This window comes from Vibrio frigidus (assembly GCF_042465995.1).
In the GTDB taxonomy this organism is placed as follows: Bacteria; Pseudomonadota; Gammaproteobacteria; order Enterobacterales; family Vibrionaceae; genus Vibrio.
This window is the reverse complement of record NZ_JBCDMC010000005.1, coordinates 57,152-80,828: the sequence shown is the minus strand read 5'-3', so window position 1 is coordinate 80,828 and position 23,677 is coordinate 57,152. Positions and strand designations below refer to the sequence as shown.

Below are 23,677 nucleotides of genomic sequence, written 5' to 3'. Positions count from 1 at the left end.
TATTGGATTTAAACTGGAGTTTTAGCGATGGCGATTGAGCAAGCCTACTTTTTTAGCGTAGCCCTCATTAATTTGGTATTCGCTTTTGCCGCAACACGGGTAAAAGAGTTAGAGAATCGCTCCAACTCGATCAATTTTTTTATGATCGCGTTTTTTGCTTATTTTGTTAGCTGGTTTATCTACGTGTTTGACGTTGGCACTATATTGGAAATTACATCGGCTTTTACCTCCACCATTTTTGTATGGGCAATGGTTATCTTCGCCTGTAAGCGAACCGCTACAAAGGTTCCGTGGTTATTAATTATTGGACTCTTTAGCCTTAACTGTGCAGCGCAACTCTATTTTATATTACAAAGCGACCTCACTTACTACTTGCACATAAGTGGTGTATTTCTGCCAGTGGCTTTTGGTTCTATCAGTTATCTGTTTTTGCGTTTAAAAGCCATCCGATACCCCTCCGACAGCGTCGTCGGCTACGCATTTCTGTTCATGGCCTTCGTCATCATGAGTCGTTCTATACTGATGGAAGTATCACCTGAGTTATTTTCTCAATCCAGTATATACTCACAAATAATCTGGCCTGCTTTCTGTGCTGTCATCGGTGTATTTGCATTACTGAGTTACACCGAAGAAATTCAAAGCAAACTTGAAAAGGAGTCCAATACTGACCAGCTCACTGGTATTTACAATCGCCGTATGTTTGATAGTAAATTAAAACATGTACTCGGTAAGCTAATCCAACACAACCATGTTGGCGCTTTAATCTACCTAGATTTAGACGGGTTTAAGCCGATAAATGATCAATTTGGACACTATGTTGGGGACACGGTTCTTGTTGAACTCGGCTCTCGTTTACAGCATCGATGTCAATTTAATGAAGTCGTCGCTCGGTTAGGCGGTGATGAGTTTGCGATACTCATCGTCAACGCAGGCAGTTCATTAGATGAAGCAGAAAACCATGCACAAAAAGTGGCGCACCAGATACAGCAATTAATAAAGAATCCAATCAATACTCATGGTTTAGTATTACAAGTTGATTGCAGTGTAGGCATACACATGTTGTCACCAAACTCTCAAAGTGCTCATATTGCACTAAGAGAAGCCGATAATGCGATGTATCGTTCTAAGAAATCACAACGAGGCAGTATCACTTTTTCTAGCGAAACACCCAAGGCAAACTACAGTATCGCTAAAATAGGGATAGACGAAATAGATAAAGACCACCAACAATTAGACGACCTCATTCAATCTGTTCACAACAATCATCAAGACTTCACGGAGTTTAAAAGCTTGTTTAAAAAACAGATGAAACAGCATTTTCAAAATGAAGTAAAAGTGAGCAAACGACTCAGTCTAAATATGACCTCAGAACATATTCAGCAACACGCTCAAATAATCAAGTCACTCAATGAGTTGTCTTCTCTTGCAGATGAAGATAGCGTGCATGAGTATCTGGCCATCGTCCATAAAATATTAGAAACTCATGCACTTGATTTCGATAGAGAACTCGTACCTTCTCCTTGAACTGTGTGGTTTGATAAAATTCATTTTATCAAGGGATAATCTATCGCTCAATTTGTACAAGATATGATTGAATAAAACGTTAATATCACCCTACAATTATAGAACGTAATGATGAGGAAAATAGACCATGAGTTACACCCACATACTTGTTGCTGTAGATTTAAGCGACGATAGCCAGTTATTGTTAGACAAAGCCGTTGACCTTGCCAAAGCAACCAAAGCCAAACTGTCACTTATCTATATTGACGTAATGAAAGACGACGACTTCACGCATCAGATCGTACATTCGTTTGTGAATGACAGCGACAATAACAACATATTGCAAGAGTCGAAAGCGCAGTTGAATACGCTCAAAGAGAGCACTTCCTATCCTATTGAACAAACCTTGGTGGGTTTTGGCGGTCTCTCTCAAGAGCTAGAAGATGCCGTAGCCGAATACGAAATCGATCTCATTGTCTGTGGTCATCATCAAGGATTCTGGCACAACATCAACTCATCCGCTAAGCAAGTCATGAAATCCATTCCTGTTGAATTATTGGTCATTCCGTTAGCCTAGTGTCTGCAACGATTATCCATTTTCTTTCTACCATTTTTAGTTAAGGAAAGTTCCATAAACCTCGTCTTTCTACTCAGCTCCATTATGCTTAAACGGGTGCATCATTTCGTTTTTTGTAGGTGCACCTTCAAGTACCAAACTTCATATTTGCCTTCTATAAATCAGCTATGAGTTCAAGTCTAGCGGCTAGTCCATATAAAATACCTTTGTTTTATCCTGTAATAATATAAGGTGTCTATGTATCTCTTCGTCAATTGAGATAAATAATTCAGAATTAAACACGTCGATAACAGAAAACTAAAAAGGTTTAATTCGTAAATAGAAGCAATTGAAAATGAATGTGCTTCTTGGCGTTCTACACATTTACAACCAACGTCAATTTAGTTGGTTGTCTGTATCCATTGGACAATTTTTGAAGGTAAGATTTGATGGCAGATAAAGAAAGAAAATTTGGAGACAATGCAACGCTTGTTTCTGTTACTAATTTGGATGGTGTCATTCAGTACTGTAACCGTGATTTTATTGTAATAAGTGGCTATTCAGAAGACGAGTTAATCGGCTCAAATCACAACCTCGTTCGCCATAAAGATATGCCCAAAGCGGCCTTTGAAGACCTATGGTCGACGGTTAAGGCAGACAAACCTTGGAAAGGCATCGTTAAAAATCGTTGTAAAAATGGAGACTACTATTGGGTTGATGCCTACGTGACTCCCGTTCTCGAAAATGGTAAAAAAGTGGGTTATCAATCGGTAAGAAGTTGCCCTACAAGAAAGCAGATAGATGATGCACAGGGTCTATATAAGGACCTGAATAATAACACTCAGAAGAAAATCCCAAAACCAAGTTTGTACGCCACAATGACGCTCGCCACTCAAGTTAACACGATTGTTGGTTTAGCATTCATCACATTCTTAGCCATGCAATGGAATGAGAATCAACTGTTTAGCTTAGATATTTTTGATGTCGCCAGTAACCTATGGACAATACTGTTATTTGGAATACTGCTGTATTTGATTAATTTTGACGTTGTACAAAGAATTAATAGATTAACTCATATTATTAAACGCATTTCCGCTGGCGATCTGACCGAAAAGATTGAGATCATCAAGCAAGATGAAATTGGTGAGACCGTGATGTCAGCGAAGATGCTTCAAGGTCGGTTAAAAGCCGTTGTTGGTAGGTTTGGCGAGTCTTCTCATGATTTGGTTCTCGCGACAGAAGTGCTCGCGAAAACAAGCAGTACAACCAAAGAAAGTATGAACTTGCAGCATATGGAGACAGAACTGGTCGCAACTGCTATGAATGAAATGAGTTCAACGGTAGCAGAAATTGCCCAAAATACCTCTCGCACATCTGAACTCGCATCGACAGCCGATATCGCAGCCAACAAAGGCAAAGTCATGGTTTCGTCTACAAGAGACACCATTCTCGAACTGGCTGAAAGTCTTTCTAGCATCTCAGAAACCATTAACTTACTGGCAAATGAATGTCAGCAAATACGGGATATTACCGAATCTATCAGCAGCATCTCAGACCAAACTAATCTGTTGGCACTGAATGCGGCGATAGAGGCGGCAAGAGCAGGGGAACATGGCAGAGGCTTTGCCGTGGTGGCCGATGAGGTTAGAGTCCTTTCGTCTCGAACTCAGCAGTCAACGGTACAGATAAATACCATGATCGAAAAACTGCAAAATGGTAGCACGAACGCAGTAAATGCCGTCGATAAAGGGATAGAAAAAGTTCAATTTTCAGTAGAGCAAATTCAAGGGACCGAAGACGCCTTTTCGAAAATTGTAGAATCTGTCGCCGATGTCAATGACATGAATATGCAAATAGCGACGGCCGCAGAAGAGCAATACAGTGTCGCTGAAGAGATGAATCAGAATGTAACGTCAATAAGTACCCAATCATATCGAACAGCAGACAGCATTCATCAACTAGAAGAAAAGGTCGAGTCGTTAACCAAGTTGTCCGCATCACTTGAACTCCAAATGGACCAGTACAATCTAGGTGATTCTGTTTCTATGCCTTAGTTTCGGTCGCTATTCCTCATGGCTAGTCGCTTTAGTCGCTGGTCATGAGGCTCTCGCCTTCTTTCTTCTTTTTGCTTTCCTCTTCCCTCTTTCAACGTAACCATTCAGATTCGACTTAATCATTCATATAATGAGTCCGCGATAAATTCGTCAACATATTTTGAATCATTACCCGTTACATCATTTGCTAAAGCTGCAATAATGACGACCATAATGTTTGGTGGCCTTATAAATAAGGGCATTCTCATCTATAAACAAACCAATTCAATCAGTAGGACAATCATCTATGCGCGCGTTTGTATTACGAGCTAGAGCAGCCTCCACTGACAGCCAACAACTTTTGGCGTCGGTTGGACAAGAAGCACACAGCGAGATTTTGGCTCACACTTTAATGAATACCATCTTTGTCGCGCAATCCCATCGTGATGATGTTGTGGTTTATCTCGTCCTAGAAAAGACTCAAGACTATTCTCGCACCATCTGCTTGAGCCCAAATGAGATTAGTAATTTCGGCGGATTCCATGAACAGGCACTTTTAGATAAGGTGGCGAATGCACTGGATAAATCAAAAGGTATGCTCAAAGAAGAAGAGCGCCAAGTGGAACCGGGCATTACCGTGCGAACCGTTAGTTTTGAAAAATTAGTACAAGAACTTGCTGAAGACTATCAATTATTCATGATGGACAAAAAAGGCACCCCTATTCGGGAACAAGAATTCATTGGTAACCCTTGCTTTTTGTTGACTGACCATATCCCTATGCCAAAGAAAAGTTTCAATAGTTTGAAACGACTTGGGGCGATAAAGATAAGCCTGGGTCCAAAAATGCTGTTTGCCTCTCAATGCGTCGTATTGATTCACAATGAACTAGATATCAATCATTAATTCAATAAGTCTTTGAGGTCACCTCTATTTCTCAGTTTTATTATCGATGCAGTGAAATTCAAATGGTTGTCGTTTGGATTTCACACCACAATTTCGTCACTATCGTCATCCTTGCGTCACACTCTTTATCTTCCCTGCGGATTTTGCATATTAAATATCCACTCGATTGATACAGTACGCCCATCACTTTCCTTTCTTCAATAAATAACGGTGATACTTCTGAAGTTAATGTCGTAACACACTGTTATGGTTAACATCTTCTTCATCTTATCATCCGATAGTATAAAATATTTATGAGTTACTCGTTCGTTGCACGACAACCTATTTTAGATCGCAATAAAAACACGTTTGCCTATGAACTATTATTTAGAGATGGTTCAAAAAATGCGTTTCCACAAATAGATGCCGATCAAGCGACCGGTCGAATCATGCTCGATCAATTTTTCAGCACTCAGTGTCCTGCCATAGGAGACAAAATAGGTTTTATTAACTTTCCGTATAACAGCCTCATTTCACTTGCACCTTTGTTACTGCCAAAAGAAAAAATAGTCGTTGAAATATTGGAAGACTGCTCGCCAACGGATGAATTATACGCGGCGATTGTTCGACTCAAGTCCGAAGGATATTGTATTGCATTAGACGACTTTATCCCTTCGCCTGAATGGCGCCGGTTTTTACCTCATATCGACATTATCAAGTTCGATATCCGGGTTGTTCCACTCCCAAAGGCCGCACGTTTTATCGAAAAACTGAAAGGGTCGAAGATAAAATTTCTAGCCGAAAAGGTTGAAACCCACGAAGAATTTCAACAAGCATTAGCGTGCAATTTCGATCTATTTCAAGGGTATTTTTTTAGTCGACCCGAAATCATCAAACAGAAAAAAATATATCCGTTCCTTGAAACCGTGATTGAGTTATGCAAAGAGATATCGAACAAAGAGATCAACTATAAAAAGTTAGAAGCTATCTTTACCTCAGACGTTACCCTCTCATTTAAACTATTACGTTACGTCAACTCATCCCAACTTTTAACACCCATTCGGTCATTTCATCAAGCCCTCGCTTTTTTGGGTGAAGAAAAACTACGAAAGTTTATCTCTCTCGTAACCATCTCTTCTATAGCGGAAGATAAATCCGATATTTTGTACACACTTTCTATACAAAGGGCTCGTTTCTGTGAATTGACGTCTCAATATAATGAGAACGATATGGGTGATAATCAAGCGTTCTTAGTCGGTTTATTGTCTTTATTAGACGCATTATGTGACGCCCCTATTGAAGATATCGTCGATATTCTTCCTGTTGAACTGACCGTAAAAGAAGCGTTGTTATTTAGCTCTGGAAAGCTAGGAAGATTACTTTCTCTCGTCAAAGCGTATGAAAAAGCGGATTGGGAAAGCGTTGCCCAAATTAACACCCTTTTAGATTTTAAAGAAGATTTCACTCGCCATTGTTACGACCAATCAATGCGTTGGTCAGAAGGCCTTTAAAGGCCGAAAAATAGTAGACACAGCAACTTATAATGGAATTGTAATTTGAGTAACCCATTCGTAAAAGCCGAAGAGTTAAAAAGGTATTTGGACTTTGGCATGAGATTATCTGGAAACATAGCGTTTATAGCGGAAGAGTATTATACATTCCAATGTAAATTTATCGGCCTCAAAGAAGATAATTATCTTATATTCGAACTCGGCTCTAAGGTAATGGAAGACCTTATCACTCGTAAAACAACAGGACTCGACATCATTATTCGAGGGTTTGCAGATACAGACGTTGGCCATGTGATTGCATTCAAGAGCCACATAATGAGCATTAAAACAATTGGATCATGGTTGCTGTTTATCCAATATCCAAACCGTATTGAAAGCAAACCGATAAGAACGAGTAAACGGTTTAAAGTCGATATTTCTGCTGATGTTTACGTTAACAATAAAAGGTACGCAGCACGCTTCATCGATATCTCAGTCAGTGGTTGCGCACTATTTCTCAAAGAAGACAGTATTGATATAAAAATTGGTAATGAAGTGGTCATCGAACCTGAAATGACACATATTCCAAAGCCCTACCCCAAATCAACTGTCGTCAATATGCGCCGTCATGGAGGCGGTCTAATAATCGGTGTTGCATTAGAGAAAAAGATCGTCATGAATGACGATCTAAAATTAGAAGTACTTAATCATGTCATTGAAAGCACGACTAGATGAGCAGCGAAATACCCACTTGTACCATATCAAAACGATTGAAACGCCTCAGCTTTGTATAGTGACTAGTGCCTTCATCAGGAGTAGAATTATCTCTCTTTTTAAAATGGAATTATCATGGAACCTATTCGTCTAACTCAATACAGTCACGGCGCAGGTTGTGGCTGTAAAATATCACCTCAAGTACTTGATACTATTCTAAAAACTCAGATATCACCATTTAACGACCCGAACTTACTGGTAGGAAATGAAAGCAAGGATGATGCGGCAGTTTATGATTTGGGTAATGGTACCGCCGTCGTTAGTACGACTGACTTCTTTATGCCTATCGTTGATGACCCATATGACTTCGGTCGTATCGCCGCCACAAACGCAATAAGTGACATATATGCGATGGGTGGCAAACCCATTATGGCCATCGCCATTTTAGGTTGGCCAATTAATATCCTCGCCCCAGAGATCGCCCAAAAAGTCATTGAAGGTGGACGAGCTGTCTGTGCTGAGGCAGGCATTTCTCTTGCTGGTGGCCATTCCATCGACGCCCCTGAACCTATATTTGGCCTTGCAGTCACTGGCATTGTAGAAACCGACAGAGTTAAACGCAATAACCGAGCAGAGAATGGTTGCGAGCTATTCCTAACCAAGCCGCTTGGAATTGGAATCTTGACGACAGCCGAGAAACAATCAAAACTTGCCGAAAACCACAAAGGCCTTGCACGAGACTGGATGTGTAAGCTAAATAAAATTGGCGCAGAATTCGCTGAAATCAGTTCAATAAAAGCCATGACAGATGTCACTGGATTTGGCTTACTCGGTCACCTAAGTGAAATCTGTGAGGGCAGCGGACTTCAAGCAGAGATTACCTTTGCCAACATCCCTACTCTACCGGGTGTGTTCGACTATATCGATCAAGGTTGTGTGCCAGGCGGTACGCAAAGAAACTTCGATAGTTACGGAGAAAAAATTGGCACGATCACTGATCAACAAAAAGCCATTTTGTGTGACCCTCAAACCTCTGGAGGCTTACTTCTCGCCGTTTCAGAAGAAGGCAAAGCGACCGTTAAAGCACTCGCGGATAAACATGGTATTGAACTTCTATCTATCGGTAAACTAATCAAGCCTGCTGACCCATCAGATAGCGCAAACAACCATGCTCTTATCGAGGTTGTTTGATGCAGCGGCAAAATTGCAATGATTATAAAACGCTCTTTAGTAAGGACATTCCATTATTGGATGTCCGCGCGCCTGTCGAATTTAGTCAGGGTGCTTTTCCATTATCGGTAAACAGGCCGTTAATGACAGACGAAGAGCGTTCAGCCATCGGTACGTGTTACAAGCAACAAGGGCAAGAAAAAGCCATTAAGTTAGGTCATCAATTGATCAACGGCGATATCAAAGACCAACGAGTCGTAATGTGGAAGGCCTTTTGCGAAGCGAATCCTAATGGATACCTATATTGCTTTCGCGGAGGAATGCGCTCACAAATCACTCAGCAATGGCTTAAAGAAGCAGGCATAGACTACCCATTTGTTACTGGTGGATACAAAGCACTACGTCGATTCTTGATCGATACTGTAGAACAGGCCTCTACTATGCCTAAGGTCGTTCTTGGTGGTAACACTGGTAGCGGTAAGACAGACCTTATAAAATCTCTCAAAAATGGTATCGATATAGAAGGGGCTGCAAATCATCGTGGCTCATCTTTTGGTCGCTATGTAACCGAACAGCGTACTCAAATTAATTTTGAGAATCAGCTTGCTACTCAGATGGTAAAGAAACTGGAACAAGGCTGTAATAGTTTCGTTTATGAAGATGAGGGTAAAACGGTAGGATGTGCTTCTGTGCCCAACTCGATAAGAGACGCTATCAGTGAATCTAATCTAGCGGTCATTGAAGACCCTTTCGATATTCGACTTGAGCGCCTGCTTAATGAATATGTAATTAAGATGCAACTTGATTACATTAGACACTATGGCGAAGAGTTAGGTTGGAAAACGTTTTCTGATTATCTCAATCAGGGGCTGTTTAAAATACGAAAACGATTAGGTTTAGAACGCTACGGTGATCTTCTTCAAGTGCAACAGGATGCCGTAAAAATAATGCAGAGTTCAGGTGATATCACTCATCATGTAGATTGGCTAGCTCCTTTGCTCAAGCAGTACTATGACCCCATGTATGAATATCAACTTGGTAAAAAATCTGAACGTATTATTTTCCGTGGATGCTACTCTGAAGTAGAAGCATGGTTAGAAAGTGTTTAGACGTTTGTTTTGCTTTTGCTTAGCCAGCTTCTCATTACCTCTTTTGTAATTACCCGTAATACGAGCCATTAATTGCTGCCCATCGCCGTCAGAAAAGCTGTCGGCGTCATCCAAAAATTCATCTGCTTTTCGTCCACGCAACACTGTTGCTTTTTTGCCTCGGTGAAAGATATGTACTTCTTTTGCTATTTTTCTAAATGTAAAACCTAAATCTTCTTCTTGTATTTTCATTTGAATGAACTCCATCTCAAATCAACGATTCTTATACCCATCGATTAACTTCTATTCGAAGAATATACGCTCGCGCCCTGCAAGTCATCATACAGAAATGACAATCTCAATTTTTTTATCATTTATTTTTATATTTTTTCTAAATAAATACACAAATTATTATCGAATTAGCTGCCTTTTGGCATTTTTTGAAGTAGATCACAATTATTGTAACCATTTGAATAATTGCAATATAAAATATATCACGTCATACATTTGAGATTTTTATCTTTTTATTAGTGCCTATTTACCCACAACCCATGAACCTGCCACCCATTTACTACACGTATGTATAGTATAATATGGATCTCATAGGACGACACAGGGCAACCCTGACCGTTCAATTGAACCCACTATTTCAAATTGCGTTATTAATTCAAAAAGGAATACAACATGAAAAAATTAATTGCTATTACTGCTGGTCTACTCTTTGCTTCTTCTGCATTTGCTTCAGTACACACAACGTACAACGAAACATCTGTTTCAACGGCAAACTTCCAGACGAAAGCCGAAGCGTTTGATGCAGGTTTTGACATCACCGATTCTCTTCAAGCCATGACACAAAATCAACTTCGTAGTGAGTTACCTACCATCGCTGAAAGCAACGTTCGCAATGTCGCACTTGAAGGAACCGAAGTAAAAGTAGAAGAAGTTGCCGTTGCTCGCGGTGACGTTCAATACCGTGCAGTTATTGCTGTGGACTACAGCTTCGACTCAAAAGAAAGAAATTAGTCACCAAAACTTGTCTATTCAAAGTACATATAAAAACAACACTCAAATTACAAGGTACATAACATGAAAAAAATCATTACTCTTGCTGCTGGTTTACTCCTTGCCTCTTCAGCGTTCGCTTCTGTTCAAACGACGCACAGCGAAACATCGGTTATTTCCACATTTTATCAAACCAAAGCTGAAGCACTAGACGCAGGTTTTGATATCACAGATTCGCTACAAAGCATGACCAAAAGTCAGTTGCGCAATAAACTACCAACTTATGCATCCAATGGCGTTCGCGATATTGCCATCGACGATACACAAGTTTCCGTTGAAGAATTTGCCGTTACGCGTGGTGAAATCCAATATCGCGCGGTTGTTGACGTAGATTATCACTTCGATGCAAAAGAAAGGGACTAATCGTCCATATCGATTTTCTTGTACAAAAAAACCAACGGGCAAAGGACAGCCTAATGGTTTCTTGATTGCTTTATCAGCACCAAGAATAATGCCATAAAACGCCATTTACAAAAAAGCAACATATCAACGCAATTGTAGTGCTATCATCAGGTTACCAAACGACTTACGGTAGAACGATAGATGCAAGCCAACGACACAAGAAATGCCGAAATATCAACATCCACATCAAATGGCGAAACAAAAAAACTCACCGTTTTATTCGAACTCATTCGATTCATCCGCCCTTATAAGGGTCGCGTCGTTCTCGCTCTCATCGCCTTACTATTTACCGCAGGAATTATGCTATCAGTAGGACAAGGCGTGCGGTTTCTCATTGATGGTGGCTTTGCACAAAACTCGCTAAGTGAGCTTAAAAAAGCCATTACTTTTCTGCTTACCATCACTGTCTTCATTGCTGCAGGAACCTACTCTCGTTTTTATCTTGTCTCTTGGCTTGGTGAACGAGTCAGCGCCGACATACGTTTGGCCGTTTTCAACCATGTTATTACTCTACATCCAAGCTATTTTGAAACCAACGGCAGTGGCGATATCATGTCCCGTATTACAACGGACACGACGTTACTCCAGAGCATTATCGGCTCCTCTTTTTCCATGGCCATGCGCAGCGCGCTTATGTTTGTCGGCACGTTAGTCATGTTGTTTGCGACCAATATTAAGCTCACTCTTGTGGTGATGGCGATTGTCCCACTGATACTTATCCCTATTCTTGTATATGGTCGGCGCGTAAGAGCATTATCGAGGCTAAGCCAAGATTCGATGTCGAATGTTGGTAGCTATGCAGGCGAAGCTATCGAACATATAAAGACGGTACAAAGCTATACCCGCGAAAATGAGGAGCGCGTATCGTTCGCCAACGAAGTAGAGAAAGCATTTGCCATTGGTAAGCAACGAGTTCAACACCGATCTATATTAGTCGCTGGCGTAATTATTATTGTCTTTGGCGCGATAACTGGCATGCTTTGGGTCGGAGGTAGTGACGTCATTCACGGAACAATGTCTGGTGGCGATTTAGGTGCATTTGTCTTCTACTCGATTATTCTTGCCTCATCATTAGCGACAATCTCTGAAGTACTCGGAGAGCTGCAACGAGCAGCAGGAGCAACCGAACGCTTGGTTGAGATATTACAGGTGAAAAGCCATATCTTGCCGCCGGCCAAAGACACGTTGAAAGCGGCCGACTTCAGCACCGAAATAGCCTTTGAAAAGGTAACATTTCATTATCCGTCACGACCAGATCAGTCTGCCACTAACCAATTGTCTCTGGTTGCCGAAAAAGGGAAAGTATTGGCACTCGTCGGCCCATCTGGAGCGGGAAAAACCACACTGTTTGAATTATTACAACGGTTCTACGACCCGCAATCAGGCAAGGTCACACTTGGTGGAATAGATATCAAAGCGCTCGATCCTAAAGATCTACGTGAGCAGATGGCGTTGGTTCCTCAACACCCCGCTCTCTTTAGCAGCGATGTGTTTCACAATATTCGTTACGGAAAACCTGACGCAACAGATCAAGAAGTGATTGAAGCTGCAACAAAAGCACATGCTCACGAATTCATCGTTAACTTACCCGAGGGCTACCACAGCTTTCTTGGTGAAAAAGGCGTTCGATTATCTGGTGGACAGCGTCAACGGATTGCTATCGCAAGAGCAATACTAAAAAACCCAACGATTTTGTTGCTCGATGAGGCCACATCAGCCCTAGATAGTGAGAGTGAACATCATGTCCAACAAGCATTAGAAGAGTTAATGAGAAATAGAACAACCCTGATCATTGCTCACCGACTATCAACTATTCAGCACGCGGATCAGATTGCAGTATTAGAAAATGGCAAACTGGTGGAAATGGGTGATCACAGTGCACTCATGGAAAGCTGTTCGCTGTATCAAAGGTTGGTTGAACTGCAATTTAAACACCTAAATTAACGTCTTATTAACCGATTATGTAGAAGATCGAACGCTTTAATTGGACACGAAAGTGCCCTTTTGACGTTCGATTCCATCGAAAAACACCAAAATTAATAAAAGTGAAATAAAAGTGACACAAAAGGGTTGCATTGAAAATGCAATGTATATACAATGTATTTAATCGAGATTGGCAATGCAATGTAAGGGGAATATTATGACTGTAAATAACGATTTGAGAGCGGCCCTAAAAACTTGGAAGTCGACTGAGCTGACAGAAATGAACGAAGCACCGATTCTATTTAGACTTGTAGGCCTTGCTGTTGTATCTGTATCCACTGTTTTAGCGATTCTGATGTAACATCTCTCTTGTAAAAGAACTGTCAAAAAAAGAGCCAAGAAAGTAGACCATAATAGTCTTTTTTCTTGGCTCTTTTTTGATCTTGTCATCTATTAAAAGATCTCTATCGTTCTTCTTCACCTAGTAATAGATCAAACTCTCCCGTTGATTTACTCTTTTACCTGCTCATGATGCTTGGTTAACTGCTTATATAAACTGTCTTTTAGCGTCATACGTTGAAGCTTTAGTTCATGCATATTATCATCATCAATTGGACTCCCTGATATCTCTAGCTGACGGATGCTATAGTCCAGTTCATGATATTGCTGAAGATCGGCTTTGAATATTGGATCGTCATGGTTAAGTTGAACAATGTCTAATTTAAGATCAGGGAAATCTAAGATAAAGGCATGGTTTTCATTTAGCATAGGCATTCTCTCTTCAGTCGGATTACCTATCATTATAGAGGTATTTCGCTCACAAAAATGTGGCTTAAAACACAAAGCATTTAAGTGTGCAGAAAACGACTCTCTCAGAACTATTCATGACTCGATATACTCTATAATTTCCGTTTCTATCCCCCACAAAATCCGCTTACCTTCAATAGATTCAATATCGAGTTCAAACCAACCATCTGTGCTCATAAAGTCTACCGAATGATAGGTGATAGATTTACTCTTATCGATGCTGGCAGAGATGCGAAATATCCCGCTATTGGTATGTATCCTGCTGATTGAAATTTGTTTCATACCAACGTTCTTTCCTCTGTGTATACAGCATCTAATCTTCACGAAGTCTACGTCATCTCCACGAAATCTACGTCATCTCCACGAAGGTGGAGATCTAAATCCACCCAGATTCCCGTTTTCACGGGAATGACGAAGTATTTAGTACTAACCGAACAGCATTATTTACATTAGGAGCCATCTATATGATGAACATACATCAATGGAACTCGTTTTTTCGCTCGTGTTTCGACTCATCTAATAATGGTGTTTTTTTGTGAAAAATGTCTTGAAAGTGATCACATAATTTTCGGTGTCCATAGATTGGTGCAATCATGTCCTTTTCTATCACAGTCAGGAAAAACTCCGCAGAACCCGTCAATTTTTCAGGAAGCTTTGCCGCAAAAAACAAAGACATTGTTCTTAGCCAGTCAGGCAAATAAGTGATTTTGGGCGTCTTATTTTGGGCCTGAAATGCGAGCTCCGCTATCTCATTCACGGTGAGAACATCTGGCCCACCGATGTCATACTCACGCTCATCTTTTTCTACTACGTCTATGCAAAATTGCGCTAAGTCTTCACCATGAATGGGATTTAGTTTCACATCACCTTGACCAAAAACATAAGCTCGACCGGATTTTGCCATGGCATAAATTTCTTCTAAGTCAGAGTAATAGCCATTGGGTCTTATTACACATGGTGTTAACTTAATGGAGGCAAGTAGCCTTTCAGAAAAACGCTCTTTTGCGTTAAGAAGCCGAACACGTCGATATTTTGGAGCATTAAATGCTGAGATATAAATGAATTTTTTGACACCTGATTTTTCCGCTTCTTCCAATAAGTTAAGATTAGCTTGAAAGTCAACGTCCATAAAACTCAACCCATCCTTTTGACGAGTAATACCTACGCACGAAATCACGACATCAATATCGTTGCAGCACCCTTTTAAAGTACTCACCTCTGTAATTTGGGCGATCTCAATTTGCCTATCAACGAGCCCCATCTTGATCAGTTTAGAACGACGCCTCGCCAGAGCTTTAAAATCTGCCTCTTGTTTAAGTAACTCATTAACAATGTAACTTCCTAAATAACCCGTCGCACCCGCGACTAAGATACGAGTATTTGGTTTATTCATTCGAATCCCCCTAAATTAACTTGGTTAGGAAAAACTGAGTGCCTAATGTTATGTGTTGATCGAGTTGCTTGCTATTCATTACAACTTGTCCGGAAACCCTCGCCTTGTCATAAACCCCACTACGCCAAATATGGAATAAAATATCACCTAAGCGATAGCTATCGAAAAAAGCCGACACGATTCCCGCCTGTTCAAGTACATTACCGATTTGACGTACCGCATTTTGTGGGCCTTTCTTAAACAAATCTTGCTTTAATTCTGAATACTCCACACCGGCAGAAAGCATCGCGTTGTCAAAAGCAATCACTCTAGGTCGAGTAATGAGTTGCATCAGATTTATACCTAGCTTTATCAGTAACTGTTCTAGAACTATAGGCTCTTTTACGTTCACTTTTTTATCTTGCAAGAGTGGGGCAAGAGCATCATCTGTAAATGTCTCGACATAAGCATTTAATATCCCTTTAAGATTACGAAAACGGCGATATAGCGTTGCTTTAGATATCTCTGCGGTTTTGGCGATTCGTTCTATGGAAAGTTTAGATATGCCTTCGTTTGCCAATATGTTGTCTATGGCTTCAAACACTTTCTGTGTTTTGTCATCATCGATCGGGCGGCCTACGGCCTTTTTGTCCGTTTTTTTCATTTACTGAAGGCTCCGCTCTATATTTAATTGATGTGATTAAATGTACACCACCCTATTATGATACGCAAGCGTACCATAATTAATTATGCCTTATTTAACATTTTCTAGTGCAATGCAGTAGAAATTAAGCAGCCCTATCAACATGTCGACATTCAAGTCGACCTTAGCGTTTTTGTTGTTTAACGCTAAGGCATACCCATGGAGGTAATCCACCAGCAAATTGAGCGCGTTTGTTCTCGTATCGTTATCAAGTTTCTATACATATATTTAAGCGATAAAAAAAGGGTTAGCACAAAGCTAACCCTTTTTTTATCGTTATCAGTGGCATCGAAGCACTGGCATCATATCAAGCTAGTCAGCATCTCATCTGAGTACTCAACAAGGTCTTTCCCAGTACGAACGCGCTCAACATAATCAGGGTTAGCAATAAATGGTCGCCCAATCGCAAGAAGGTCAAATCGATCTTTCGCGATAGCGTCACTACCTGTTTCTGCGGTGAAACTGCCAACGCCCACTAACGTCTTGTTATAGATGCTGCGAACATAGCTTGAAGCGCGACCACCTAGATATTCAAACTCCATCGCATCATCAAAAACGCCGATATGTAGAAAAGCTAAATCACGTTTCTCAAGCTCAGGGACAAGATAGTCGAAGACATCACGGTCACGACTGTCACCGGCCATATTGAAATAGGCACCGGGTGATACTCGTAGTGCCGTTCTTTCATTGCCAATACGAGCAACAATAGCGTCCACCACTTCAAGTGCAAAACGCGACATATTTTTAGGTGTCTGTCCATATTCATCAATACGGCGATTACTGTCATGGTGTAAGAACTGGTCAATTAAGTAGCCGTTAGCGCCGTGAATTTCAACGCCATCAAAGCCGGCATCAATCGCGTTAGCTGCTGCCTGGGAAAAATCGCTTACTAACTGAGTAATGTCGTCAGCGGTTATAGCCTTAGGTATTTGATACGTTAATTCACGCATTCTAGGGACACTACCTTCAACCCCGACGGCTGAGGGTGCCATCACATCCTGACTGCCTGTTGATTGATAAAAATGCGGATGTGCAACGCGGCCCGTGTGCCAAAGTTGGGCAAAAATTTTGCCGCCATTTTGATGCACTGCATTTGTCACCGTTCTCCAGCCGTCGATTTGAGCCGGAGTAAATAAACCGGGCGTATTAGGATAACCTTGGCCATCAGGTCGTATTATTACTGCCTCTGAAATGATTAACCCTGCTTCGCCTCGACGACCATAATAATCGGCCATATCTTGAGTTGGTATTAGGTAATCATCCGCCATGCAACGAGTCAGTGGTGCCATGATAATACGATTTTTTAAAGATAAAGTTTTATTGAGAGCATAAGTTTGAAATAAATTATCAGTCATAGCGACCTCTGTATATTGAATGTTCATTCAAGATACTCTTTTGTGAATGGGCGTTCAAGATCTTTTTTGAATAAGCGTTCAAGATTGGTTACAATAGTTTCACTAACATAGATTATTCAGATAACAATCTTAACGAGAGTGACGAATTAATAATGCGAATTGCAGAGTTTGATAGAGAGAAAGTACTACGATCTGCCATGACCTCCTTTATGGATAAAGGTTACAGCAAGACCAGTATGCAAGATCTAAAAAGGACCACCGGTTTACACCCTGGCTCTATCTATTGTGCGTTCGAAAACAAACGGGGGCTCTTCTTAGCGGCAATAGACCAGTATCATCAAGATAGAATTACAGAGTTCACCGGTTTTTTTTCAGGTCAACGTTCGGTGCTTATTGAACTTAAATCCTATTTAGATCATATCGTTGTAGAGTGCCAAAGCTGCGATGCCTCCCGATCTTGTTTACTGACGAAAGCATTGAACGAAGTCACTGAAAACGACGATGAAGTGCATGGTATTATCACTCTTCATTTGGCTAACTGGCAGCAAGCGATTACTCAGGTTTTGCAAAGGGCCATTGATCTAAAAGAGATTAGCAGTGACCGCGAGGCCGATGCTCGCGCTCATTATCTGATGATGGGGATATATGGATTAAGAACATTCGCTCATACTCATCCTCAAGGTGATACCATAACGCAGCTTGCCGAACAGCTTTATCAGGACGTGTGTCGATAGGTAAGCCATGAAGTTTGATGATACCTAGCTTATCAGGTGATCCGCTATTAACGATAAACTAGGGCTCAATTAAATGTTTTGCGTAAACACCCGAATCCGATGCCCATCAGGATCAATGGCAACAAACGTCAGACCGAAAACCAACGTTGTCGGCGTTTGGAGGAATTTGACCTCTTTGGTTTTCCATTGCTCGTAAAGCTCGTGCAGTGTTTTTGAATCTTCGACTACCAAGGATAACTCTGTCCCTCCACCCATGATGTTAGCTAAAGGTAACACTTGTGCAAGTTGCTTTAACTCAATGGTGACACCCTCACCTAAGGAAAAAGAGACGAACGTTGGTGATAAAACCTGTCCCTCACACTCAAAGGTTTTCGTATAGAATTTCTTACTGGTTTCAATGTCTTTGACATAGAGAACAAACGAATCGATCTTAAACATATTATCTCCTAAAGCGATACAGCGTGATTTGATGAGTAATATAACGAACTCGAATGACAGTTCTTGTCAGTAGCGTACGTTTTTATCACCAATACCTTCCTTTTGCTGCCACTCTTTCAATAAATCACGACGAGCACGTCGATACATTTGTTCAAGTGTTTGCCACTCTTCTATCCTATCAAGCCTGAAATTACGAAATGCTTCTTTTGTCTCACACCAAGCCACCAAAACATAGTGCTGCTGAAACAAACCGATAAGAATAGGCCAGATAGTCCGCACGCTAGAAGCTTCTTTCGCATCTACATAGATTATCTTAGCCTTAAATTGTTGCTTGATAGCATGCCGAATGTCAGACAGTTCTCTCGTTAGCTCAGGGACTTCAATAATAGAAGCTACACGTATGACATCTTCATTGCGCTTCGCGCTATGATCAGCAGGCAACACCGCCGATATCTTTGCGATAGCATTTTTCACTGCCTCGCTAAACTCACCATTCGCTTGTTTGGCAACCCAATCGGCGCCTAGCAGTAGCGCTTCTAACTCTTCCAATGAAAACATCAGCGGCGGTAACATAAACGTCGGCTTTAATACGTAACCAAGCCCCGCTTCGCCTTCAATCTCCGCGCCTTGCGTTTGTAGTGTGGCAATATCTCGGTAGATAGTACGCACACTAACATCGAGCTCTTGAGCTAAATGTTCAGCCGAGACAGGGTATTTGTGACAGCGCAGCAATTGGAGTAAATCAAAGAGTCGTTGGCTTCTAGACATGAAGGTACTTTATCTGTGTAAATGGAAAGGTTACTACATCCATATATCCTGCGCTATTCTTAACTAAAACAAGACGATATTTCACACCAATTAGGATTAATCTCCGAAATAACGTGCCATTTTCTGAAGTGCCGATGATGTTTGCTTCAATTTATCTTCCGTAAGTAATTCGTCCGTTGTTGGAATGGGAGAACCGAGTGATCCAACTCGAAGAAAGGATCGTATAATCATAACTGCAATAAATATTAACGAGCCAGCCATGACACGATTGACACTATTTTACGACGGAACCTGTCCACTCTGCTCAAAAGAGATGAAGGCGCTAAAAGAGCTGGATCATAAACGGCTTATACAGACCGTGGATATTTACGGTGATACGTTTTTCAATTATCCGCAAATTGATGCTCAAGAGGCAAATACTATCTTGCACGCTCTAGATGATAGGGGACAATTATTGCTCGGTTTGGATGCCACGCATCGCGCGTGGCAGTTGGTTGGAAAAGGCTGGCTCTATGCTCCACTCCGCTGGCGTATATTTAAGCCAATAGCCGATTGGTGTTACCTTTATTTCGCCAAAAACAGATATCGCATATCGTTTTGGTTAACGGGTACATCTCGTTGTAATAAGGACAGTTGTTCACGCTAGGTGTCTTTACCTATTTCCAGCCAAGGAGCCAATTATCCGTATTTTTCAAGTCGTGCCAGTTTATCGCTTGTGTACGTTTAGAGATAATGGCTTCTATTAGACAATGCATCACTTCATTGTCTTCTATCTCTACCTCCGTGACTAAAAAGTGCTTTTCCTTTTTGAGAGGGTTAACGGCTGTCCATTTGCTATTAAGTAATTTCTTTGGGCTAATTTTATTCATCAATACCCTCCATTGTTTCATCCTTTAATCAAACAACTCGATCACTAACTTGTTATTCTTAATAACTAAATTGGGCTTCGCTGATTTAAGCAGTGCTTGCTGAACTTGGTCTCCGTCCAGTTTATAGACAGGGAGTTGAGACAGCGCATGGCCAATCATCGAAACCGCCGGTTTTAGAAGCTTCGTTATTTCAGGGGTCAACTGCTGACTTTGGTCATCAAACTGCTCTAAACGAAGTGATTTCAAAAATATCTCTCCGCTTTCCTGATCATATTCAGGAATCGCACTAAACTCAATATCAAGATCTAGTTCCGTGTTCTGCATACTGAACATCTGCACTTGTGCGCGAGTATTTGCAAAAACGGAGACGCGCTCTGCATCTGAGCGACCAATTTTCACTTTAAGATCGTCAACGGCAACTTGTGCATACATGACATTCTCAATGCCCACAGATTGTTCCAGAACCACACTGTCTTGCAGATATTCAGTCATATCTTGTTCTGAGATGCTATAGCTAGCACAGCCACCAATAAACAAGGCTGAAAGTGTTAATGTCACTATTTTTACTGTTTTTATTATCATCTATATCAACTCTTATTCGTCCGTTAGAAGCGCGGCTTTTTATTATTCACAAGATAAACTGTAGCACTAAAAGGAATGGTCTTGACTTCTTTTATCATTCTTATTGTTTACTACTATCTTCATTAGAAGCAAAGTCTCTAGTGGAGCCAGTGTCAAGTCTGACTTAATTTCCTATGAATATAACGATAGGAAAAACGAGCGAACTCGGTCAGATCAAAAAAGAGCCCTACTGGGCTCTTTTTTACTTGGTAAATTTGGTTTGAGGTTAACCTTTGACACCAAGTTTACTTAAGTATTCTTCGTAACTACCGTGGAAGTCACTAACGCCATCTTTCGTAATTTCAATAATGCGTGTTGCGATTGACGATACAAACTGACGGTCATGGGAAACGAAGAACAATGTGCCCTTGTAGTTCTCTAACGCAAGGTTAAGTGCTTCGATAGATTCCATGTCCATATGGTTCGTTGGTTCATCCATCAACAATATATTGGCTTTCTGCATGATTAACTTACCAAACAGCATACGGCCTTGCTCACCACCGGAGATAACTTTAACTGATTTTTTAATATCGTTTTGTGAAAACAGCATACGACCTAAAATACCACGAACAACTTGCTCGTCATCGCCTTCATTCTTCCACTGTCCCATCCAATCAAGCAGATTGAGGTCTTCAGCAAAGTCATGAGCGTGGTCCTGAGCATAATAACCAATGTTGTTATTTTCAGACCATTTGATCATACCAGCCATTGGTTCCATGGCTCTAGCAAGAGTATTTAGTAGCGTTGATTTACCGATACCATTTTCACCGATAATCGCAATTCGCTCACCCACTTCAACCATCAAGTCGACACCGTTAAACAAGATATTTTCACCATAACCTTGTTTTAAACCTTCAACTTCTAACGCATTGCGGAACAACTCTTTCTCTTGTTCAAAACGGATAAACGGCGATTGGCGGCTTGATGGTTTAACTGCATCAAGCTGAATTTTGTCTAATTGCTTTTGGCGAGAGGTGGCTTGCTTCGCTTTAGAAGCGTTCGCAGAGAAACGGCTAACAAACGTTTGTAGTTCAGCAATTTGCGCTTTTTTCTTCGCGTTGTCTGCATGCAAACGATCACGCGCCTGTTCTGCTGCAAACATATATTCATCGTAGTTACCGTGGAACATACGTAGCTCACCATAATCAAGGTCAGCCATGTGGGTACATACAGAGTTTAAGAAGTGGCGGTCGTGGGAAATAATAATCATGGTGCAGTTACGAGCCAACAGGATATCTTCTAGCCAAGCAATCGTATGCATGTCCAAGTTGTTGGTTGGTTCGTCAAGAAGCATGATTTCAGGTTCAGCGAACAGCACTTGCGCCAAAAGAACACGAACTTTAAGACCAGGAGCAACTTCGCTCATCAAGCCATAATGTTGCGCTTCTGGGATACCTAACCCGAGCAGTAACTCTCCTGCTCTTGCATCAGAAGAATAACCGTCCATCTCGGCAAACTCAGTTTCAAGATCCCCTACACGCATGCCATCTTCGTCCGTCATTTCAGGTAACGAATAGATGCGATCACGCTCTTCTTTGATTTTCCAAAGTTCTTTGTGTCCCATTATCACTGTATCAATAACAGTGTAATCTTCGTAAGCAAACTGATCCTGGCCTAGTTTCGCCATGCGTTCATTAGGATCACAAGAAACGGTGCCACCTGATTGCTCTAGCTCGCCGCTTAGGATCTTCATGAATGTCGATTTACCACTACCATTGGCACCGATTAAACCATAGCGATTACCGTTACCGAATTTAACGGAGATATTTTCAAATAGTGGCTTATCGCCAAATTGCATGGTGATGTTTGCAGTTGTAAGCACGGGACACCTAATAGTTTTCTTAATTACACAAAAAAGCTGGTCGATACCAGCTTTCCAAATTTGGGGCGATTCTAACAGCTTTTGTGAAGCACATCACTATCAATTATAGAAGAGTGGCGATTTAGCTGTTCTCTTCTCTCTTATGTTTATGCACATAATTTAGAATAGAAATCGGCACCTCTTTTGTTGGTACAAAACCCTCGACTGTTCGACGTTCAATCAGGTGACCCAAACGACTTTCTATCATGCAAAGGTGTTTGAAGTTGTCTCTTGATACCAATGAAACCGCTTCACCTTGAGCATCGGCACGACCTGTACGTCCTATTCTGTGAACATATTCGTCAGCAGGATACGGCAGATCATAGTTGATCACGCAGGTAAGGTCATCGATATCAATACCACGTGCGGCAACACCTGTCGCAACCAGATACTTAACTGAGCCATCTTTAAATGCCTCTAGCACGCGAGCACGCGAAGCTTGGTTTCGTCCGCTGTGGAACGCCTCGGCAGCAATACCGCGCTTTTCTAGCTGTGCAACAAGCTTGGCAGAGCCATGTTTAGTTTCAATAAATATCAACGCTTGAGGCCAACTGTTTTCGTTTAACATATGGCTTAACAACGCCGATTTCTTATCTTTATCTACCGTGACTAACCACTGCTTAATATTACTTTTAGACGCCGCATTTTTAGTAATCGCGATTTCTGTAGCATCATTAATCGCTGTTCTTGCCAATTCGCGCACTGGGTTTGACATCGTCGCGGAAAATAGCAGATTTTGGATGTTCTTGGGCAGACGACCAATAATCTTATTGATATCTTCAATGAAGCCCATATCCAACATTCTGTCCGCTTCATCCAATACTAGAATTTCAGCTTCTTCGAAATGGACTGCATGTTGACCGTAAAGATCTATCAGTCTTCCCGGTGTTGCCACCAGAATATCAATGCCATCAATCAGAGCCTGTTTTTGAGGATGGTAATCAACACCACCATACATAGCCAAAGATTTAAGACCAAGGTGTTTACCGTATTGCACGATACTGCTTTCTACCTGAATCGCGAGTTCACGAGTAGGGACGAGAATAAGCGCACGGAAACGTTTTTTCTTTTGCGTTTCTCCCTTGCTCAGCATCTCCAGTATAGGTAAAACAAAGCCTGCTGTTTTACCGGTACCCGTTTGTGCCGCTGCAATAAGGTTTTCACCCTTTAGAACCACTGGAATGGCTTGTTTTTGAATCGTTGTTGGCGATGAGTAACCAAGGTCGGCTACGGCTTTTAGGATAGGATCGCTTAATCCAAGCTTAGAAAATGACATTGTCCGTCTCTAGTAAATTGTTAAATCGCGGGCACCATAGCTCACGATA

At 41.2% G+C, this 23,677-nt stretch carries 26 protein-coding genes; 14 read left to right on the top strand and 12 right to left on the bottom strand.

Going from position 1 to position 23,677, the window contains the following annotated elements:
* Positions 1–27: 27 nt before the first annotated feature.
* The 8 genes from AACW90_RS09835 (at position 28) to mnmH (ending at position 9,458) form a co-directional block, all read left to right on the top strand.
* Positions 28–1,524 carry a diguanylate cyclase domain-containing protein gene (locus AACW90_RS09835; RefSeq protein ID WP_390233721.1) on the top strand — a complete coding sequence of 499 codons (1,497 nt, stop codon included), beginning with the start codon at positions 28–30 and terminating at the stop codon, positions 1,522–1,524.
* A 127-nt stretch (positions 1,525–1,651) separates the two neighbouring features.
* Positions 1,652–2,080 carry a universal stress protein gene (locus tag AACW90_RS09830; RefSeq protein WP_390233718.1) on the top strand — a complete coding sequence of 143 codons (429 nt, stop codon included), beginning with the start codon at positions 1,652–1,654 and terminating at the stop codon, positions 2,078–2,080.
* Positions 2,081–2,508: 428 nt separating this feature from the next.
* Positions 2,509–4,113: a methyl-accepting chemotaxis protein gene (locus AACW90_RS09825; protein ID WP_390233716.1), complete on the top strand. Its 1,605-nt coding sequence runs from the start codon at positions 2,509–2,511 to the stop codon at positions 4,111–4,113.
* Between the two features lie 286 nt (positions 4,114–4,399).
* A complete protein-coding gene (trmY, locus tag AACW90_RS09820; protein ID WP_390233714.1) occupies positions 4,400–4,996 on the top strand; it encodes a tRNA (pseudouridine(54)-N(1))-methyltransferase TrmY in 597 nt (198 codons plus the stop codon).
* 293 nt (positions 4,997–5,289) lie between these two features.
* Positions 5,290–6,486, top strand: coding sequence for an EAL and HDOD domain-containing protein (locus tag AACW90_RS09815; protein ID WP_390233712.1), 1,197 nt, complete (start codon positions 5,290–5,292; stop codon positions 6,484–6,486).
* Between the two features lie 45 nt (positions 6,487–6,531).
* On the top strand, positions 6,532–7,200 hold the full coding sequence (locus AACW90_RS09810) for a PilZ domain-containing protein (protein ID WP_390233709.1): 669 nt from the start codon (positions 6,532–6,534) through the stop codon (positions 7,198–7,200).
* Positions 7,201–7,311: 111 nt separating this feature from the next.
* Positions 7,312–8,370 (top strand): selenide, water dikinase SelD, encoded by a 1,059-nt coding sequence (selD, locus tag AACW90_RS09805; RefSeq protein ID WP_390234321.1) that lies wholly within the window; start codon positions 7,312–7,314, stop codon positions 8,368–8,370.
* Positions 8,370–9,458: a tRNA 2-selenouridine(34) synthase MnmH gene (gene mnmH, locus AACW90_RS09800; RefSeq protein ID WP_390233706.1), complete on the top strand. Its 1,089-nt coding sequence runs from the start codon at positions 8,370–8,372 to the stop codon at positions 9,456–9,458. The genes selD and mnmH overlap by 1 nt, the downstream gene beginning before the upstream one ends.
* Here the strand turns inward: mnmH and AACW90_RS09795 are convergent.
* Positions 9,444–9,689, bottom strand: coding sequence for a hypothetical protein (locus AACW90_RS09795; RefSeq protein WP_390233704.1), 246 nt, complete (start codon positions 9,687–9,689; stop codon positions 9,444–9,446). The genes mnmH and AACW90_RS09795 overlap by 15 nt on opposite strands.
* A 432-nt stretch (positions 9,690–10,121) precedes the next feature.
* Here AACW90_RS09795 and AACW90_RS09790 point away from each other — a divergent pair, with 432 nt between their 5' ends.
* The 4 genes from AACW90_RS09790 (at position 10,122) to AACW90_RS09775 (ending at position 13,185) form a co-directional block, all read left to right on the top strand.
* Positions 10,122–10,460: a DUF3316 domain-containing protein gene (locus AACW90_RS09790; protein ID WP_390233702.1), complete on the top strand. Its 339-nt coding sequence runs from the start codon at positions 10,122–10,124 to the stop codon at positions 10,458–10,460.
* A gap of 63 nt (positions 10,461–10,523) precedes the next feature.
* On the top strand, positions 10,524–10,862 hold the full coding sequence (locus tag AACW90_RS09785; protein WP_390233700.1) for a DUF3316 domain-containing protein: 339 nt from the start codon (positions 10,524–10,526) through the stop codon (positions 10,860–10,862).
* A gap of 180 nt (positions 10,863–11,042) precedes the next feature.
* Positions 11,043–12,845, top strand: coding sequence for an ABC transporter transmembrane domain-containing protein (locus AACW90_RS09780; protein ID WP_390233698.1), 1,803 nt, complete (start codon positions 11,043–11,045; stop codon positions 12,843–12,845).
* Between the two features lie 196 nt (positions 12,846–13,041).
* On the top strand, positions 13,042–13,185 hold the full coding sequence (locus tag AACW90_RS09775) for a hypothetical protein (protein ID WP_195705293.1): 144 nt from the start codon (positions 13,042–13,044) through the stop codon (positions 13,183–13,185).
* Between the two features lie 149 nt (positions 13,186–13,334).
* Here AACW90_RS09775 and AACW90_RS09770 read toward each other — a convergent pair whose 3' ends face one another.
* The 5 genes from AACW90_RS09770 to AACW90_RS09750 all read right to left on the bottom strand — a co-directional run bounded on the left by AACW90_RS09770 (position 13,335) and on the right by AACW90_RS09750 (position 17,061).
* Positions 13,335–13,592 carry an HP1242/YdcH family protein gene (locus AACW90_RS09770; RefSeq protein ID WP_390233695.1) on the bottom strand — a complete coding sequence of 86 codons (258 nt, stop codon included), beginning with the start codon at positions 13,590–13,592 and terminating at the stop codon, positions 13,335–13,337.
* A gap of 114 nt (positions 13,593–13,706) precedes the next feature.
* Positions 13,707–13,913, bottom strand: a complete 207-nt coding sequence (locus AACW90_RS09765; protein WP_390233694.1) for a hypothetical protein — start codon at positions 13,911–13,913, stop codon at positions 13,707–13,709.
* Positions 13,914–14,109: 196 nt separating this feature from the next.
* Positions 14,110–15,024 carry an SDR family oxidoreductase gene (locus AACW90_RS09760; protein WP_390233692.1) on the bottom strand — a complete coding sequence of 305 codons (915 nt, stop codon included), beginning with the start codon at positions 15,022–15,024 and terminating at the stop codon, positions 14,110–14,112.
* A 10-nt stretch (positions 15,025–15,034) separates the two neighbouring features.
* Entirely contained in the window at positions 15,035–15,667 is a 633-nt protein-coding gene (locus AACW90_RS09755; RefSeq protein ID WP_390233690.1) for a TetR/AcrR family transcriptional regulator, read from the bottom strand.
* A gap of 341 nt (positions 15,668–16,008) precedes the next feature.
* Positions 16,009–17,061 carry an alkene reductase gene (locus AACW90_RS09750; RefSeq protein ID WP_390234318.1) on the bottom strand — a complete coding sequence of 351 codons (1,053 nt, stop codon included), beginning with the start codon at positions 17,059–17,061 and terminating at the stop codon, positions 16,009–16,011.
* Positions 17,062–17,213: 152 nt separating this feature from the next.
* On the opposite strand from AACW90_RS09750, the gene AACW90_RS09745 reads away from it, so the two are divergent.
* Positions 17,214–17,795: a TetR/AcrR family transcriptional regulator gene (locus AACW90_RS09745; RefSeq protein ID WP_390233688.1), complete on the top strand. Its 582-nt coding sequence runs from the start codon at positions 17,214–17,216 to the stop codon at positions 17,793–17,795.
* Between the two features lie 69 nt (positions 17,796–17,864).
* Here AACW90_RS09745 and AACW90_RS09740 read toward each other — a convergent pair whose 3' ends face one another.
* Positions 17,865–18,233 (bottom strand): VOC family protein, encoded by a 369-nt coding sequence (locus AACW90_RS09740; protein ID WP_390233686.1) that lies wholly within the window; start codon positions 18,231–18,233, stop codon positions 17,865–17,867.
* Between the two features lie 66 nt (positions 18,234–18,299).
* A complete protein-coding gene (locus AACW90_RS09735; RefSeq protein WP_390233684.1) occupies positions 18,300–19,001 on the bottom strand; it encodes a helix-turn-helix transcriptional regulator in 702 nt (233 codons plus the stop codon).
* A 259-nt stretch (positions 19,002–19,260) separates the two neighbouring features.
* On the opposite strand from AACW90_RS09735, the gene AACW90_RS09730 reads away from it, so the two are divergent.
* Positions 19,261–19,647, top strand: coding sequence for a thiol-disulfide oxidoreductase DCC family protein (locus AACW90_RS09730; protein WP_390233681.1), 387 nt, complete (start codon positions 19,261–19,263; stop codon positions 19,645–19,647).
* 10 nt (positions 19,648–19,657) lie between these two features.
* Here AACW90_RS09730 and AACW90_RS09725 read toward each other — a convergent pair whose 3' ends face one another.
* The 4 genes from AACW90_RS09725 to AACW90_RS09710 form a co-directional block, all read right to left on the bottom strand.
* Positions 19,658–19,870: a TIGR02450 family Trp-rich protein gene (locus AACW90_RS09725; RefSeq protein ID WP_390233679.1), complete on the bottom strand. Its 213-nt coding sequence runs from the start codon at positions 19,868–19,870 to the stop codon at positions 19,658–19,660.
* Positions 19,871–19,894: 24 nt separating this feature from the next.
* Positions 19,895–20,452, bottom strand: a complete 558-nt coding sequence (locus AACW90_RS09720) for a YceB family lipoprotein (protein ID WP_390233676.1) — start codon at positions 20,450–20,452, stop codon at positions 19,895–19,897.
* Between the two features lie 265 nt (positions 20,453–20,717).
* Positions 20,718–22,313 (bottom strand): ABC-F family ATPase, encoded by a 1,596-nt coding sequence (locus AACW90_RS09715; protein WP_275137313.1) that lies wholly within the window; start codon positions 22,311–22,313, stop codon positions 20,718–20,720.
* Between the two features lie 121 nt (positions 22,314–22,434).
* Positions 22,435–23,628 (bottom strand): DEAD/DEAH box helicase, encoded by a 1,194-nt coding sequence (locus tag AACW90_RS09710; RefSeq protein ID WP_195705308.1) that lies wholly within the window; start codon positions 23,626–23,628, stop codon positions 22,435–22,437.
* Positions 23,629–23,677: the final 49 nt, after the last annotated feature.

Excerpts from the sequence above, each read along its gene's own strand:
- AACW90_RS09835 (WP_390233721.1), top strand. The coding sequence starts at position 28 with ATGGCGATTGAGCAAGCCTACTTTTTTAGCGTAGCCCTCATTAATTTG.
- AACW90_RS09830 (WP_390233718.1), top strand. The coding sequence starts at position 1,652 with ATGAGTTACACCCACATACTTGTTGCTGTAGATTTAAGCGACGATAGC.
- AACW90_RS09825 (WP_390233716.1), top strand. The coding sequence starts at position 2,509 with ATGGCAGATAAAGAAAGAAAATTTGGAGACAATGCAACGCTTGTTTCT.
- trmY (WP_390233714.1), top strand. The coding sequence starts at position 4,400 with ATGCGCGCGTTTGTATTACGAGCTAGAGCAGCCTCCACTGACAGCCAA.
- AACW90_RS09815 (WP_390233712.1), top strand. The coding sequence starts at position 5,290 with ATGAGTTACTCGTTCGTTGCACGACAACCTATTTTAGATCGCAATAAA.
- mnmH (WP_390233706.1), top strand. The coding sequence starts at position 8,370 with ATGCAGCGGCAAAATTGCAATGATTATAAAACGCTCTTTAGTAAGGAC.
- AACW90_RS09795 (WP_390233704.1), bottom strand. The coding sequence starts at position 9,689 with ATGAAAATACAAGAAGAAGATTTAGGTTTTACATTTAGAAAAATAGCA.
- AACW90_RS09790 (WP_390233702.1), top strand. The coding sequence starts at position 10,122 with ATGAAAAAATTAATTGCTATTACTGCTGGTCTACTCTTTGCTTCTTCT.
- AACW90_RS09785 (WP_390233700.1), top strand. The coding sequence starts at position 10,524 with ATGAAAAAAATCATTACTCTTGCTGCTGGTTTACTCCTTGCCTCTTCA.
- AACW90_RS09780 (WP_390233698.1), top strand. The coding sequence starts at position 11,043 with ATGCAAGCCAACGACACAAGAAATGCCGAAATATCAACATCCACATCA.
- AACW90_RS09775 (WP_195705293.1), top strand. The coding sequence starts at position 13,042 with ATGACTGTAAATAACGATTTGAGAGCGGCCCTAAAAACTTGGAAGTCG.
- AACW90_RS09770 (WP_390233695.1), bottom strand. The coding sequence starts at position 13,592 with ATGCTAAATGAAAACCATGCCTTTATCTTAGATTTCCCTGATCTTAAA.
- AACW90_RS09765 (WP_390233694.1), bottom strand. The coding sequence starts at position 13,913 with ATGAAACAAATTTCAATCAGCAGGATACATACCAATAGCGGGATATTT.
- AACW90_RS09760 (WP_390233692.1), bottom strand. The coding sequence starts at position 15,024 with ATGAATAAACCAAATACTCGTATCTTAGTCGCGGGTGCGACGGGTTAT.
- AACW90_RS09755 (WP_390233690.1), bottom strand. The coding sequence starts at position 15,667 with ATGAAAAAAACGGACAAAAAGGCCGTAGGCCGCCCGATCGATGATGAC.
- AACW90_RS09750 (WP_390234318.1), bottom strand. The coding sequence starts at position 17,061 with ATGACTGATAATTTATTTCAAACTTATGCTCTCAATAAAACTTTATCT.
- AACW90_RS09745 (WP_390233688.1), top strand. The coding sequence starts at position 17,214 with ATGCGAATTGCAGAGTTTGATAGAGAGAAAGTACTACGATCTGCCATG.
- AACW90_RS09740 (WP_390233686.1), bottom strand. The coding sequence starts at position 18,233 with ATGTTTAAGATCGATTCGTTTGTTCTCTATGTCAAAGACATTGAAACC.
- AACW90_RS09735 (WP_390233684.1), bottom strand. The coding sequence starts at position 19,001 with ATGTCTAGAAGCCAACGACTCTTTGATTTACTCCAATTGCTGCGCTGT.
- AACW90_RS09730 (WP_390233681.1), top strand. The coding sequence starts at position 19,261 with ATGACACGATTGACACTATTTTACGACGGAACCTGTCCACTCTGCTCA.
- AACW90_RS09725 (WP_390233679.1), bottom strand. The coding sequence starts at position 19,870 with ATGAATAAAATTAGCCCAAAGAAATTACTTAATAGCAAATGGACAGCC.
- AACW90_RS09720 (WP_390233676.1), bottom strand. The coding sequence starts at position 20,452 with ATGATAATAAAAACAGTAAAAATAGTGACATTAACACTTTCAGCCTTG.
- AACW90_RS09710 (WP_195705308.1), bottom strand. The coding sequence starts at position 23,628 with ATGTCATTTTCTAAGCTTGGATTAAGCGATCCTATCCTAAAAGCCGTA.